10 protein-coding genes and 3 rRNA genes are annotated in these 14782 nt (G+C 66.3%); 9 read left to right on the top strand and 4 right to left on the bottom strand.

Translation table 11 applies throughout. From position 1 onward, the window contains the following. Positions 1-99 precede the first annotated feature (99 nt). The 4 genes from REH65_RS17025 (at position 100) to rrf (ending at position 6118) form a co-directional block, all read left to right on the top strand. Entirely contained in the window at positions 100-483 is a 384-nt protein-coding gene (locus REH65_RS17025; RefSeq protein ID WP_281458924.1) for an HAD-IA family hydrolase, read from the top strand. A gap of 574 nt (positions 484-1057) precedes the next feature. Further along, a 16S ribosomal RNA gene (locus REH65_RS17020) occupies positions 1058-2580 on the top strand. A gap of 218 nt (positions 2581-2798) precedes the next feature. Further along, positions 2799-5875: ribosomal RNA gene (locus REH65_RS17015) — 23S ribosomal RNA — on the top strand. A 126-nt stretch (positions 5876-6001) separates the two neighbouring features. Beyond that, positions 6002-6118, top strand: a 5S ribosomal RNA gene (gene rrf, locus REH65_RS17010). The 16S, 23S and 5S rRNA genes sit together here, the layout of an rRNA operon. 107 nt (positions 6119-6225) lie before the next feature. Here the strand turns inward: rrf and REH65_RS17005 are convergent. Next, on the bottom strand, positions 6226-6987 hold the full coding sequence (locus REH65_RS17005) for a TrmH family RNA methyltransferase (protein WP_406688287.1): 762 nt from the start codon (positions 6985-6987) through the stop codon (positions 6226-6228). An 81-nt stretch (positions 6988-7068) separates the two neighbouring features. Between REH65_RS17005 and REH65_RS17000 the strand changes: the two genes are divergently transcribed. Both REH65_RS17000 and REH65_RS16995 read left to right on the top strand, forming a co-directional pair. Then, the gene (locus REH65_RS17000; protein ID WP_406688286.1) at positions 7069-8505 is read left to right on the top strand and encodes a WS/DGAT/MGAT family O-acyltransferase; all 1437 of its coding nucleotides are present in this window, start codon (positions 7069-7071) and stop codon (positions 8503-8505) included. Next, a complete protein-coding gene (locus REH65_RS16995; RefSeq protein ID WP_281458291.1) occupies positions 8502-8999 on the top strand; it encodes a DUF6912 family protein in 498 nt (165 codons plus the stop codon). Before REH65_RS17000 ends, REH65_RS16995 begins: the two co-directional genes overlap by 4 nt. Before the next feature lies 1 nt (position 9000). On the opposite strand, the gene REH65_RS16990 is transcribed toward REH65_RS16995, so the two are convergent. The 3 genes from REH65_RS16990 to aroA form a co-directional block, all read right to left on the bottom strand. After that, positions 9001-9855: a hypothetical protein gene (locus REH65_RS16990; protein ID WP_281458292.1), complete on the bottom strand. Its 855-nt coding sequence runs from the start codon at positions 9853-9855 to the stop codon at positions 9001-9003. 122 nt (positions 9856-9977) lie between these two features. Continuing rightward, positions 9978-10985 carry a ribosome small subunit-dependent GTPase A gene (rsgA, locus tag REH65_RS16985; RefSeq protein ID WP_406688285.1) on the bottom strand — a complete coding sequence of 336 codons (1008 nt, stop codon included), beginning with the start codon at positions 10983-10985 and terminating at the stop codon, positions 9978-9980. Between the two features lie 16 nt (positions 10986-11001). After that, positions 11002-12270, bottom strand: a complete 1269-nt coding sequence (gene aroA, locus REH65_RS16980; RefSeq protein WP_406688284.1) for a 3-phosphoshikimate 1-carboxyvinyltransferase — start codon at positions 12268-12270, stop codon at positions 11002-11004. Between the two features lie 131 nt (positions 12271-12401). Here aroA and REH65_RS16975 point away from each other — a divergent pair, with 131 nt between their 5' ends. The 3 genes from REH65_RS16975 (at position 12402) to REH65_RS16965 (ending at position 14552) form a co-directional block, all read left to right on the top strand. Beyond that, on the top strand, positions 12402-13157 hold the full coding sequence (locus REH65_RS16975; protein WP_281458295.1) for an SOS response-associated peptidase: 756 nt from the start codon (positions 12402-12404) through the stop codon (positions 13155-13157). Positions 13158-13227: 70 nt separating this feature from the next. Next, complete coding sequence (locus REH65_RS16970; protein WP_406688283.1) at positions 13228-13944, top strand: SOS response-associated peptidase; 717 nt, start codon at positions 13228-13230, stop codon at positions 13942-13944. Next, on the top strand, positions 13941-14552 hold the full coding sequence (locus tag REH65_RS16965; protein WP_406688282.1) for an alpha/beta family hydrolase: 612 nt from the start codon (positions 13941-13943) through the stop codon (positions 14550-14552). The genes REH65_RS16970 and REH65_RS16965 overlap by 4 nt, the downstream gene beginning before the upstream one ends. Positions 14553-14782 lie beyond the last annotated feature (230 nt).

Genomic DNA, 14782 nt, shown 5'->3' with positions numbered 1-14782 from the left:
GTCGTCGGTTCCTCCCCCGATGTGAAAGAGGCGCGAGACCCGCGAATCCGGTCACGTTTCGGCCGGTACCACCCGATCGTGTGGCCTACGGTGCTGAACGTGGATCTGCGCGGACTGCTTCTCGACTACGCCGGAGTGCTCGACGAGCCCGGGATGGACGCGGTAGCCCGCGCGCTCCGGGCCACCGGGGTGCGCACCGCCGTCGTCTCCAACGCCGACCGGCTTCCCGATCCGGAGTTGGCGGACGGGTTCGATTCCGTGGTGCTCTCCGGAGCCGTCGGGTTCGCCAAACCCGATCCCGAGATCTACCGGCTCGCCGCGCGGCGGATCGGGCTCGAACCGGGGGAGTGCGTCTTCGTCGACGATCTCCGGCGCAACGTCGATGGAGCGGTCGCGGCGGGAATGGTCGGCATCCACCACTCGGACCGCGATTCCACGACCACGGAGCTGGAAGCCCTATTCGAGGCACGGCTGGCCCCCTGACCTGGGGTTTCACCCTTAAAGGGGGGGTGGTGTTCAGGGGGTTTTCGGGTGTGCGTAAAGTATTCCATGTCAGCGCGACACGGACCGGGGAAAACCGGGCCGGGCCTGACGGGGCCCCGAGAACCTCGCTTAAACCTTCGGGTGGTAGCGTGTTCGGAGCCCGGTGAGAACGGGTAAGACCTTTTGATAATGTGAATACCGATTGAGCGGTTGTTTCGCTTGATGTTGCGGAGTACGGGACTTGCTTGAAGGTCACGGAAAAGCAACGGCCGAGAATGAGACCCCCCGGTTTGACCGAGGAAATCAGGATGGTCTAAAGTGGGAAACACCGCGAGAGCGGGAATCACCGAGGAAATGACTCCCCGGACTTTGCGGCCCTGGAATGGGTGGTGAGGGATGGTGTGGGTGTGTTCTTTGAGAACTCAACAGTGGACTGTTTTGGTTAGTGTTCTTTTATGCCCCTAACCAACTGGATGCGGGTTTTGCCTGCTGATGGTGGTTGGTGGTTTCTTTGAGTATCACGCTCCGACCTTTGTGGTTGTTGAGTGTGTGCTGGGATTGTTTCAACAAGGCATTGTTGGAGAGTTTGATCCTGGCTCAGGACGAACGCTGGCGGCGTGCTTAACACATGCAAGTCGAACGATGAAGCCGCTTCGGTGGTGGATTAGTGGCGAACGGGTGAGTAACACGTGGGTAATCTGCCCTGCACTCTGGGATAAGCCTTGGAAACGAGGTCTAATACCGGATACGACACGTCACCGCATGGTGTGCGTGTGGAAAGTTCCGGCGGTGCAGGATGAGCCCGCGGCCTATCAGCTTGTTGGTGGGGTAGTGGCCTACCAAGGCGACGACGGGTAGCCGGCCTGAGAGGGTGACCGGCCACACTGGGACTGAGACACGGCCCAGACTCCTACGGGAGGCAGCAGTGGGGAATCTTGCGCAATGGGCGAAAGCCTGACGCAGCAACGCCGCGTGGGGGATGACGGCCTTCGGGTTGTAAACCTCTTTCGACAGGGACGAAGCGCGAGTGACGGTACCTGTAGAAGAAGCACCGGCTAACTACGTGCCAGCAGCCGCGGTAATACGTAGGGTGCGAGCGTTGTCCGGATTTATTGGGCGTAAAGAGCTCGTAGGCGGTTTGTCGCGTCGGCCGTGAAAACCTGCAGCTTAACTGTGGGCGTGCGGTCGATACGGGCAGACTTGAGTTCGGCAGGGGAGACTGGAATTCCTGGTGTAGCGGTGAAATGCGCAGATATCAGGAGGAACACCGGTGGCGAAGGCGGGTCTCTGGGCCGATACTGACGCTGAGGAGCGAAAGCATGGGGAGCGAACAGGATTAGATACCCTGGTAGTCCATGCCGTAAACGTTGGGCGCTAGGTGTGGGGATGGGTTCCACCGTTTCCGTGCCGTAGCTAACGCATTAAGCGCCCCGCCTGGGGAGTACGGCCGCAAGGCTAAAACTCAAAGGAATTGACGGGGGCCCGCACAAGCGGCGGAGCATGTGGATTAATTCGATGCAACGCGAAGAACCTTACCTGGGTTTGACATGCACTAGACAGCCTCAGAGATGGGGTTTCCCTTGTGGTTGGTGTACAGGTGGTGCATGGCTGTCGTCAGCTCGTGTCGTGAGATGTTGGGTTAAGTCCCGCAACGAGCGCAACCCTTGCCCTATGTTGCCAGCGCGTGATGGCGGGGACTCGTAGGGGACTGCCGGGGTCAACTCGGAGGAAGGTGGGGATGACGTCAAGTCATCATGCCCCTTATGCCCAGGGCTTCACACATGCTACAATGGCCGGTACAGAGGGTTGCGATACTGTGAGGTGGAGCGAATCCCTTAAAGCCGGTCTCAGTTCGGATCGGGGTCTGCAACTCGACCCCGTGAAGTCGGAGTCGCTAGTAATCGCAGATCAGCATTGCTGCGGTGAATACGTTCCCGGGCCTTGTACACACCGCCCGTCACGTCATGAAAGTCGGTAACACCCGAAGCCCATGGCCTAACCCCTTGTGGGAGGGAGTGGTCGAAGGTGGGACTGGCGATTGGGACGAAGTCGTAACAAGGTAGCCGTACCGGAAGGTGCGGCTGGATCACCTCCTTTCTAAGGAGCAATCAAACCCCGAACGTGGTTCGGGAGTTTCCAGATTTAGCATCCGAGTGTGGTGCTGTCTGGGTGCTCGATGGATTGTGGAACACACTAACGTTTAGCGAAACGGTTCACTGTTGGGTATCTGAGAGAGCACACTGCGCTCGTTGTGAGTGTGTGTTGTTTCTCGGGTTGTTGTTTGAGAATTGTATAGTGGGTGCGAGCATCTTTGTGGCCAAGTTTTTTAGGGCACATGGTGGATGCCTTGGTACCAGGGGCCGATGAAGGACGTGGTAGGCCGCGATAGTCCTCGGGGAGTTGTCAAACGAGCTGTGATCCGAGGGTGTCCGAATGGGGTAACCCAGCCCGAGTGATGTCGGGTTACTCATGCCTGAATATATAGGGTGTGAGGGGGAACGCGGGGAAGTGAAACATCTTAGTACCCGTAGGAAGAGAAAACACTGGTGATTCCGTGAGTAGTGGCGAGCGAAAGCGGAAGAGGCTAAACCGTGCGCGTGGGATACCTGGTAGGGGTTGCGTGTGCGGGGTTGTGGGACACTGTTGGGCGGATCTACCAGTCCGCCAGCGTGGCGATGATGGCTAGTTGAATAGGTTGGGAAACCTGACCGTAGACGGTGAGAGTCCGGTAGGCGAAAGTCATTGTTGTGCGTGTGGTGGTGTTCCCGAGTAGCAGCGCTTTCGTGGAGGGTGCTGTGAATCTGGCGGGACCACTCGCTAAGCCTAAATACTTCCTGGTGACCGATAGTGGATAGTACCGTGAGGGAATGGTGAAAAGTACCCCGGGAGGGGAGTGAAATAGTTCCTGAAACCATGTGCCTGCAATCCGTCAGAGCCTCCTTTGCAGGGGTGATGGCGTGCCTTTTGAAGAATGAGCCTGCGAGTTACTGCTGCGTGGCGAGGTTAACCTGGTTGTGGGGTAGCCGGAGCGAAAGCGAGTCTGAATAGGGCGTTCTAGTCGCGTGGTGTAGACCCGAAGCGGGGTGATCTACCCATGGCCAGGGTGAAGCGCGGGTAAGACCGTGTGGAGGCCCGAACCCACCAGGGTTGAAAACCTGGGGGATGAGCTGTGGGTAGGGGTGAAAGGCCAATCAAACTCCGTGATAGCTGGTTCTCCCCGAAATGCATTTAGGTGCAGCGTCGCATGTTGCTTGGGTGGGGTAGAGCACTGGTTGGTTGATGGGCCTTCACGGGTTACTGAGATCAGCCAAACTCCGAATACGCCTGAGTTGAGTGTGGCAGTGAGACGGCGGGGGAGAAGCTTCGTCGTCGAGAGGGAAACAGCCCAGAGCATCGGCTAAGGCCCCCAAGTGTGCGCTTAGTGGGAAAGGATGTGGGATCGCTTAGACAACCAGGAGGTTGGCTTAGAAGCAGCCATCCTTGAAAGAGTGCGTAATAGCTCACTGGTCAAGTGGTCCTGCGCCGACAATGTAGCGGGGCTGAAGCGCACCGCCGAAGCCATGCCAATCCAGATTTTTCTGGGTTGGGTAGGGGAGCGTCCTGCACGAGGTGAAGCGTCCGCGGAAGCGTGGTGTGGATTGTGTGGGAGTGAGAATGCAGGCATGAGTAGCGAGTGAAGAGTGAGAATCTCTTCCGCCGGATGACCAAGGGTTCCTGGGGAAGGTTCGTCCGCCCAGGGTGAGTCGGGGCCTAAGGCGAGGCCGACAGGCGTAGTCGATGGATAACGGGTTGATATTCCCGTACCCGTGCATATGCGCCCATGATGAAACGGTTGAGACTAACCATCCGCGATGTGTGGATCCTTCGGGTGAAGCATTGAGTGCATGGGACCTGATTCTGCGGTAGTCAAGTGATGGGGTGACGCAGGAGGGTAGCTCTGCCAGTGAGTGGTTGTACTGGTGTAAGCCTGTAGCCCGGTGTGTAGGTAAATCCGCATGCCTTGTGGGTGAGGGGTGATGCGTAGCCGTTGTGGTGATGTGAGTGATCCCATGCTGCCGAGAAAAGCCTCTAGCGAGTGTGTGCACGGCCCGTACCCGAAACCGACACAGGTGGTCAGGTAGAGAATACCGAGGCGGTCGGGTGAACTGTGGTTAAGGAATTCGGCAAATTGCCCCCGTAACTTTGGGAGAAGGGGGGCCACTGCTGGTGAACGCCCTTTGCGGTGGGAGCTGGTGGTGGTCGCAGAGGCCAGGGAGAAGCGACTGTTTACTAAAAACACAGGTCCATGCGAAGCTGTAAGGCGATGTATATGGACTGACGCCTGCCCGGTGCTGGAACGTTAAGAGGACCCGTAAAGCCCTTTGGGGTGTAGCGGAGAATTTAAGCGCCAGTAAACGGCGGTGGTAACTATAACCATCCTAAGGTAGCGAAATTCCTTGTCGGGTAAGTTCCGACCTGCACGAATGGCGTAACGACTTCTCCGCTGTCTCGACCACAGGCCCGGTGAAATTGCAGTACGAGTAAAGATGCTCGTTTCGCGCGGCAGGACGGAAAGACCCCGGGACCTTTACTATAGCTTGGTATTGGTGTTTGGTTCGGCTTGTGTAGGATAGGTGGGAGACTGTGAAGCTATCACGCTAGTGGTGGTGGAGTCGTTGGTGAAATACCACTCTGGTCGTTCCGGGCATCTAACTCGGGTCCGTGATCCGGATCGGGGACAGTGCCTGGTGGGTAGTTTAACTGGGGCGGTTGCCTCCTAAAGGGTAACGGAGGCGCCCAAAGGTTCCCTCAGCCTGGTTGGCAATCAGGTGTTGAGTGTAAGTGTATAAGGGAGCTTGACTGTGAGACTGACGGGTCGAGCAGGTGCGAAAGCAGGGACTAGTGATCCGGCACTGGCTGGTGGAAGCGGTGTCGCTCAACGGATAAAAGGTACCCCGGGGATAACAGGCTGATCTTGCCCAAGAGTCCATATCGACGGCATGGTTTGGCACCTCGATGTCGGCTCGTCGCATCCTGGGGCTGGAGTTGGTCCCAAGGGTTGGGCTGTTCGCCCATTAAAGCGGCACGCGAGCTGGGTTTAGAACGTCGTGAGACAGTTCGGTCCCTATCCGCCGCGCGCGTAGGAGACTTGCGGAAGGCTGTCCCTAGTACGAGAGGACCGGGACGGACGAACCTCTGGTGTGCCAGTTGTTCTGCCAAGGGCACGGCTGGTTGGCTATGTTCGGGAGGGATAACCGCTGAAAGCATCTAAGCGGGAAGCCTGTTCCTAGATGAGGTCTCCCGCCCCTTTGTGGGTTAAGGCTCCCGGTAGATGACCGGGTTGACAGGCCGGATGTGGAAGCACAGTAATGTGTGGAGCTGACCGGTGCTGATAGGCCGAAGACTTGCTCACGAAGGTGTTACGCACCCACTATACGATGTCTGAGACAACAACCCATGGGTTGTTGATAATCGGATATGTGTGTCAACGTTGATTGACACCCGATGGTTTTCCCGCGGTTTCGTGGGAACGAGGGTTGTCGGTGGCGATGGCGGGGAGGGTCCGCCCGGTCCCATTCCGAACCCGGTAGCTAAGCTCCCCAGCGCTGATGGTACTGCACTCGCTAGGGTGTGGGAGAGTAAGACACCGCCGACACATTCCTTACAACGGGGCCGGTAGAAGGCAACTTCTACCGGCCCCGTTTTTTGCGTTCTGGAGAAAGGAGGGGCCGGGCCGACGGAGGTCGGCCCGGCCCCGACAGATCAGGCCGACCAGCGGCGGCGGAGTTCGAAGCAGAGCACCGCCGCAGCGCTGGCGACGTTGAGGGATTCGACGCCGCCGGCCATCGGGATGGACAGGGGCTGCGCGATGCGCTCCTCCACCTCGGTGGACAGGCCGGCAGTCTCGCTGCCGAGGACGAACACGGCGCGGTCGCCGAAGTCGGTGTCGTAGAGGCTGTGCTCGGCGTCGGCGTCGAGGGCGTAGAGCGGGTAGCCGGCTTCGGTGAGGAGTTCGGCGGCTTCGGCGGCGGTGCGGCTGCGCAGCACGGGGGCGTGGAACGCGACACCGGCGGAGGCCTTGATGACCAGCGGGTCGAGTCCGGCGACTCCGCGGTGCGGGACGACGATGCCGTCGATGCCGGCGGCGGTCGCGGTGCGCAGGATCATGCCGACGTTGGCCGGCGTGGTCAGGCCGTCCAGCAGCAGGACGGTGCGCGGTGCCGAGGCCGGGTCGGCGAGAGCGTCCACGAGCGGTCGCATCCGGCGGGCGACGACGTCGGCGACGACGCCCTGGTCGTGCCTTCCGTTCCCGGCGAGGACCTTCACCCGGTGCGCGCTGGCGCGCTGCACCTTCACCGCGCGGTCGGCCGCCGCTTCCTCGATCTCCGAGATGGCCCCGCCCCAGAGCCCTTCGGCGACGATCACCTTGTCGACCCGCAGGTCGTAGTCGGCCAACGCCTCCAACACGGGCTTGCGGCCGTAGACGGTGACGAATCGGTCCTTCGGGGAAACTTCGCTGGTCACACCATCAAGTGTCACATGCCCGCCTGAGGGCCCGGCGGGTGAACCCCTCGGTCCGCAGGCCATGTGTGCCAGGATCTCGGCATGCCCGATCGTCTTTCCGCCGTCGACGCCTCCTTCCTCTACCTGGAGGACTACACGACCCCGATGCACGTCGGTGGTGTCGCGGTGTTCCGGCGGCCGCGGAGCGGTTTCGACTACGAGCACCTGCTGTCGATGGTCGATCGCAGGCTCGGTCTGGTTCCGCGCTACCGGCAGCGGGTGATGGAGGTGCCGGGCAGCCTCGCACGACCGGTGTGGGTGGACGACCAGGACTTCGACCTCACCTACCACGTGCGCCGGTCGGCGCTGCCGAAGCCGGGCAACGACGATCAGCTGCACGACCTGGTGGCGCGGCTGATGTCGCGCAAGCTCGACCACACCCGGCCGCTGTGGGAGCTGTACCTGGTGGAGGGCCTGTCCCGGAACCGGATCGCGATCATCACCAAGACCCACCAGGCGATGATCGACGGGATCGGCGCGATCGACATCGGGCAGGTCATCTTCGACGTGCAGCGCAACCGCGAGATCGAGGACCCGGACGCGCTGTGGATGCCGCGGCCCGCGCCGACGGTGACCCAGCTGCTGGTGGAGGCCGCCACCGACGTGGTCCAGCGGCCCGGCGAGATCGTGGAGAACGCTCGGGCCGCGATGGTCGACGCCTCGGCGACGGTGCAGAAGGTGACGCGAGCGCTCGGCGGCGTCGCCTCGGCGGTCCGGGCGGCGGTTGTGCCCGCGCCGAGCGGGCCGCTGAACGCGCCGACGTCGACGCAGCGCCGGTTCGCGGTGGCCAAGGCGAAGCTCGACGACCTCCGCGCGGTCCGGCGGGCGCACGGCAGCACGGTCAACGACGTGGTGCTGGCGGTGGTGGCGGGTGCGCTGCGGAACTGGCTGCTCTCGCGCGGCGAGGTGGTCACGCCGTCGACGACGTTGCGCGCGATGGTGCCGGTGTCGGTGCGGTCCGACGACGCCGAGGCGGACGCGGCCTACCAGGACACCGCGAGCCTGCCGGTCGGGTCCGCGGGCAACAAGGTCTCGGCCTACCTGGTGGACCTGCCGGTGGGCGAGGGCAATCCGACGATGCGGTTGCACCAGGTCAGCCACGCCATGCGGGCGCACGCCGAGTCGGGCCAGTCGGTGGCGGCGGACGCGCTGGTGAAGGTCAGCGGTTTCGCCCCGCCGACGTTGCACGCGCTGGGAGCCCGGGTGGCCAACCAGTTCTCGGACCGGTTGTTCAACGTGCTGGTCACGAACGTGCCGGGCCCGCAGGTGCCGCTGTACGCGGCGGGGGCGAGGATGATGGAGATGTTCCCGGTGGTGCCGCTGGCCAAGAACCAGTCGCTGTCGGTCGGGGTGACCTCGTACAACGGCGCGGTGTACTTCGGACTGAACGCAGATCGGGATGCGATGCCCGACGTCGGCGTGCTGGCGGCGATGATCGGTGAAGCTGTAGACGAGATGATCGGGACGGTCGACGCATGAGGATTTACCTGCCCGCCACGCTGCCGATGCTGCAGCAGCTGGTGGCGGACAAGCAGCTGCAGCCGCTCGGCGGGACGGCTTTCGCGTTGACTCCGGCGCTTCGCGAGTCCTACGCCACCGGCGACACCGAGGAGCTGGAGTACGCGGCGATGCGGGAGGCCGCTCGCGCGTCGCTGCGGCTGCTGGCCGCCGACGAGGACGGCAAGATCGAGCAGCGCCGCGTGGTGGTCTCGGCCGACGTCGACGACGTGACGTTGCGGCCGGACCTGGACCACGCGGTGGTGAAGGTGTCCGGCCCGGTGAGCTGGAAGCAGCTCGCCGCGGTGCACGTGGACACCACCGAGGCGGAGGACGCGGTGAAGGCGGCGGTCGAGGTCATCGACGCCGCGGACCTCGGCGACCCGGACGCGGAGTTCGCGCTCGGTGAGGCCGAGGACCACGAGCTCGCCTGGTACGCCCCGCAGGAGGTTCCGTTCCTGCTGGAGCTGATGTAGGTCAGCGCGGCTGCGCCATCGGCGGGAGTCCGTCGAGGACGCCGACGTCGTTCGCCGGGGGCAGCGGGATCTCGACCGGGCTGCCCCAGTCGCGGTAGGTGGAGGTCAGCGAGACCTCGCCGGCCTGGGCGACGCGGGTGGTGGCGGCGAACTTGGCGGGCAGGCCCTGGTCGTCGAGCCAGAGCTGGTAGCCGAGTTCCCGCTCGCCGTCGTCGGCGGCCTGCTGGAAGCGCTCGCGCTGCTGCTCGTCGGGCGCGATCTCGGCGGCCTCGTCGGTGAGGATGCGCAGCTCGTAGCGGGTGGTGGGCCGGCCGTCGACGGTGTCGGGGGCCGTGCCCTGGATGCGGGTGGCCGCTTCGACGCCGCTGAACGTGGCGCGCGGGTCGACGGATTCGTGCAGCTGGTCCAGGGCGGGGCTGAGCAGCTTGGAGCCGAAGTCCGAGCCGTCCTGGGAGATCTTCAGCCACTGCTTGCTCGGGTCGGGCCGGGCGAGCGGGGTGTTGAGGTACCCGGTGTTGTCCACGATGGACACGGCGAGCTTCTCGGTGCGCGTGTTGCGGGTCTTGCCGTCGAGCGCGAGGTCGGCCTGCGGGCCGCGGTAGCGGACGACTCCGTCGGCGTTGAGCTGTCCGACGACGCCGAGGCTGCCGGTCATGGTCGCGTGCGCGGTTCCGGTGCTGTTGATCTTGCCGATGGTGTCGGCGAGCATCGACTCGGCGGCCGGGCGCGGATCTGGGCGGGCGGCGGCCCGGGGTGCGGCCGCGTGGGGCTGGGGCTCGCTGGTGCAGGCACCGAGTGCTGCGGTCAGGGCGAGACCGGCGGACAACACCGCAGTCCTGGTGCGGGCTCGGGGCATCGGGACGCGCTCCTCCGGCGGGTGGCGGGATGGCTCGGATTCCGCTGGCCAACGTAGCAACGAAGCCGGGAGCTCACCGGGGACGCGCGTCCCCGTTCGGGGGACGCCCCGAGATCACCGGATCAGGACTCGTCCAGGCCGGCGCGGGAGCGCAGGAGCCTGCGGAGCGAGCTGAGCTGCTCGGCGCTGCCGCCCTCCTCCGCCGCGTAGGTGTCGAGGTGGCAGTCCGGGTCGTCGGTGCCGCCGAGGTGCCCGCAGTTCGGCGGGCACTCCTCGGCTGCTTCGGCGAAGCCCTCGAAGGGGGCGATCACGTCGTCGGCGGTGACGTGGGCGAGGCCGAAGGAGCGGATGCCGGGTGTGTCGACGACCCAGCCTCCGCCGGGCAGCGCGAGCGCGACCGCGGAGGTCGAGGTGTGCCGGCCCTTGCCGACGCCGCTGACCTCGCCGGTCGCGCGTTCGGCAGCCGGGACCAGCTCGTTGACCAGCGTGGACTTGCCGACGCCGGAGTGGCCGACGAGCGCGGAGACCCGGCCGGAGAGCAGCGAGCGCAACTCGTCGGGCTGGGTGCTGAGGCTGGTGATGGTGATCGGCATGTCCAGCGAGGAGTAGCTGGCGATCCACTCGCCGGGATCGGCGAGGTCGGCCTTGGTCAGGCACAGCACCGGGGAGAGTCCACCCGCGTAGGCGGCGACCAGGCAGCGGTCGATGAAGCCGGGGCGCGGCGGCGGGTCGGCCAGCGCGGTGACGATGATCAGCCGCTCGGCGTTGGCGACGACGACCCGCTCGTAGGGGTCGGTGTCGTCGGCGGTGCGGCGCAGCACGCTGGATCGGTCGGAGACGCGCACGATGCGCGCGAGCGTGTCGGGCTTGCCGGAGATGTCGCCGACGACGCCCACCAGGTCGCCGACGACGACGGGCGTGCGGCCGAGTTCGCGGGCGCGCATGGCGGTGACGACGCGGTCCGGGTCGCCGTCGAGGGCGACGGTCCAGCGGCCGCGGTCGACGGCGATGACCATCGCCTCGGCGGCGTCGGCGTGCTTGGGGCGTTGCTTGCTGCGCGGCCTGCTGCCGCGCCCGGGCCGCACCCGCACGTCGGATTCGTCGAGGTTGCGCCACCCGCGCTTGCTCATCTGCCGGCTCCCGGGATCACGCGGTCTCCTCCAGCATCGCGGTCCACATCCCGGGGAAGTCGGGGATGGTCTTGCTGGTGGTGGCGATGTCCTCGACGACCACGCCCGGGACCTTGAGGCCGAGGATGGCGCCCGCGGTGGCCATCCGGTGGTCGGCGTAGGAGTGCCACTCGGCGCCGGACATCGGGGCGGGGTCGATGACCAGGCCGTCCTCGGTCTGGCCGGCCTGCGCGCCGAGCTTGTTCAACTCGGTCTCCAGGGCGGCGAGCCGGTCGGTCTCGTGCCCGCGCAGGTGGGCGATGCCGCGCAGCCGCGACTGGCCGGTGGCCAGGGCGGCGAGGGCGGCGACGGTGGGGGTGAGCTCGCCGACGGCGCGCAGGTCGATGTCGACGGGGGCGAGCTCGTCCGGGCCGGTGACGGTGAGCCCGTCGGCGTCGAGGCGGACCTCGGCTCCCATCCGGTCCAGGATCTCGCGGATCGCGTCGCCGGGCTGGGTCGTGCGGGTGGGCCAGCCGGGGACGGTGACCGTGCCGCCGGTGACCGCGGCGGCGGCCAGGAACGGGGTGGCGTTGGACAGGTCGGGTTCGACGTCGCAGTTCAGCGCGCTGATCGGGCCGGGTTCGACGCGCCAGGTGTTGCGCTGCGAGCGGTCGGCGACGACGCCGGCGTCGCGCAGCATCTCGACGGTCATGTCGATGTGCGGCAGGGACGGCACGGGCGGTCCGGAGTGACGGACGGTCACGCCCTGGTCGAAGCGGGGCGCGGACAGCAGCAGGCCGGAGACGAACTGCGAGGACGCCGAGGCGTCGATGGTGACGACGCCGCCGGTCAGCGCGCCGGTGCCGTGGACCTCGAACGGCAGGGCGCTGCCGGTGATGTCGGCGCCGAGCGCGCGCAGCGCGTCGAGCACGGTGCCCAGCGGGCGCTTGCGGGCCTGCGGGTCGCCGTCGAAGGCGATCCGGCCGACGGCCAGCGCGGCCACCGGCGGCACGAAGCGCATCACGGTGCCGGCCAGCCCGCAGTCGACCTCGGCGGGTCCGCGCAGGTCAGCGGGGGTGACCTGCCAGGATCCGTCCGGTCCGTCGGTGATCGTGGCGCCCAGCGAGCGCAGCGCGGAGGCCATCAGCTCGGTGTCCCGGCTGCGCAGCGGTGCCCGCAGCGTCGACGGGCCGTCGGCGAGCGCGGCGAGCACCAGCGCCCGGTTGGTGATCGACTTCGAACCGGGCAGCGGGACCGTCGCGCGCACGGTGCCGGTGGCGACGGGAGCGGGCCAGAGCTGGGTCATGGGTCAATGATCCCGCACTCCACCCGGTTGTTTCAGCGCCGGGGCGGTCGGGACGCTCGCCTGGGGCGAAGCGGACTGCCAGGATGAAGTGGACTGACGGCTCGTCGGCACGCGGGAGGGTGGAGAAGCGGATGTGCGGCAGGTACGCCTCCAGCAAGGATCCCGGCAAGCTCGCCGCGGAGTTCGCGGCCCTGGACGCCACCGGTGGTGCGGCGCCGGGCGCGGACTTCAACGTGGCCCCGACCAAGCGGGTGCTCACGGTGGTGCAGCGGCATCCGCGGGACGAGGCCGCGGAAGCCGACCTGGAGCGCACCGAGCGGTCGATCCGGGTGATGCGGTGGGGTCTGGTGCCGTTCTGGGCCAAGGACAAGTCCATCGGCAGCCGGATGATCAACGCCAAGTCGGAGACGGTGACCAGCAAGCCCGCGTTCCGCAGCTCGATCAAGCGCTACCGCTGCCTGGTCCCGGCCGACGGTTGGTACGAGTGGAAGCGCGAGGGCGGGCGCAAGCAGCCGTTCTTCATGACCCCGCCGGACGGGTCGAGCCTGGCGATGGCCGGGATCTACTCGACGTGGCGGGAGAACGACGAGGCCGAGCCGCTGGTGACCTGCTCGGTGCTGACCGCGGCGGCGGTCGGGCAGCTGACCGAGGTGCACGACCGGATGCCGCTGCTGCTGGAGCCCTCGGCGTGGGCGCACTGGCTGGACCCCGATCAGCCGGACGTGTCGGACCTGCTGGCGCCGCCGTCGCTGGACGTGGCGGAGTCGTTGGAGGTCAGGCCGGTGTCGACGGCGGTGAACAACGTCCGCAACAACGGCGCGGAACTGCTCGATCGCGTGTCTCTCGACGCTTCCGGCGAAGCGGTAGGTTTGGACCCTCGGACGTAGGCGGTGTTGGGGCGTGCGGCGGAGCCGCGAAGTGAGTTCTGAACGATTTCCTTGGTCGAGGTGAGGGCGGATGTGCGGGCGTTACGCCGTGCGGCAGGACCCGGCGGCGTTGGCCGAGGAGTTCGACGCCGTGGATCGCACCGCGGGTGCGACCGGCGCGGACTTCAACATCACGCCGACCAAGACCGTGCCGATCGTGGTGCAGCGGGGTGCCGAGCGCAGCGTCCGCCCGGTCCGCTGGGGACTGGTGCCGACGTGGGCTAAGGAGGCCGACGGCGGGCCGCCGATGATCAACGCCCGGGCGGAGACGATCACGACCAAGCCCGCCTACGCCGAGTCGGCGCGGCGCCGCCGCTGCTTGATGCCCGCGACCGGCTGGTACGAGTGGCAGCCCGGTGACAAGCGCCGCCAGCCCTACCTGTGCCGTCGTCGGGACGACCGGAGCATGGCGATGGCCGCGGTGTTCTCCGCGTGGTGGGACCCGAACTCGGCGGCGCAGCCGCTGGTGACCTGCGCCGTGGTCACCACCGACGCGGTCGGCGAGCTCGCCGACGTGCACCACCGGATGCCGCTGGTGCTGCCCGAGGAGAGCTGGGCGGACTGGCTGGACCCGACGCGAAGCGAGATCGACGAGTTGCTGCGCCCCGAGCCCGGCGTGCTCGGCGAGCTGGCGCTCCACACGGTGTCGACCGAGGTGAACAGCATGCGCAACAACCATCCTGACCTCCTGGAACCCGCCGACCCGGTGCCCGCGCCGGCCGAGCAAGCGGCGTTGTTCGAGTCATGACCAGCATCGAGGTCGACACCCCGCACGGCCCGGCTCGGGCCGAACTGCACTGCGCCGAGGAGGGCCGTGCCGCGCTGCTGCTCGGGCACGGCGCGGGCGGCGGCGTGCACGCGCCCGACCTGGTGGCGGCCACCCGCGCGGCCACCGACGCCGGGGTGCACGTGGCGCTGGTCGAGCAGCCCTACCGGGTGGCCGGCCGCAGGGCTCCCGCGCCGGCCAAGCAGCTGGACGCCGCCTGGCTGGCGGTGGCCGAGGACCTCGGCGAGCGCTGGTTCGCCGACCTCCCGCTGATCTTCGGCGGGCGTTCCTCCGGTGCCCGGGTGGCCTGCCGCACCGCCGAGGCGGGTGAGGCGCAGGCCGTGCTGTGCCTGGCGTTCCCGCTGCACCCGCCGGGCAAGCCGGAGAAGTCCCGCGCCGCCGAGATCGACGCGGTCGAGAACCCGGTGCTGGTCGTGCAGGGCGAGCGGGACGCCTTCGGTCGCCCGGAACCGGCTCATCACCGCGAGGTCGTGCTGGTGGCCGGTGACCACTCGCTCAAGGCCGACGTCGAGGCCGTGCACCGGGCGACGTCGGAGTGGCTGGCGAAGGTCGTCCGCCTGCTGGACTGAGATCGCTCCATCGGGTGGCTTCACCAGGTGGAGCGGAGGTGTTCGGATCGTGTTCCAGCTGGTCGCGACGGGAATCGCGAGCTTCGATCACCATTTGAAATTCCCCGGATTGCTCCTGCGATCGCAAGCCAGCAGGATCTCCTCGGCGCTGGGCCCCCGAGCGGTCTTCCAACCGGGCAGGACGATTCCCCCGTCCCTGCTCGGAGCGGGGTGCGGCTGTTGCGCGGCAG

It is taken from the genome of Saccharopolyspora sp. ID03-671 (assembly GCF_045278815.1).
Lineage (GTDB): Bacteria > Actinomycetota > Actinomycetes > Mycobacteriales > Pseudonocardiaceae > Saccharopolyspora > Saccharopolyspora ipomoeae.
The sequence above is the reverse complement of the archived record's forward strand: the minus strand, read 5'-3'. Positions and strand labels throughout refer to the sequence as shown.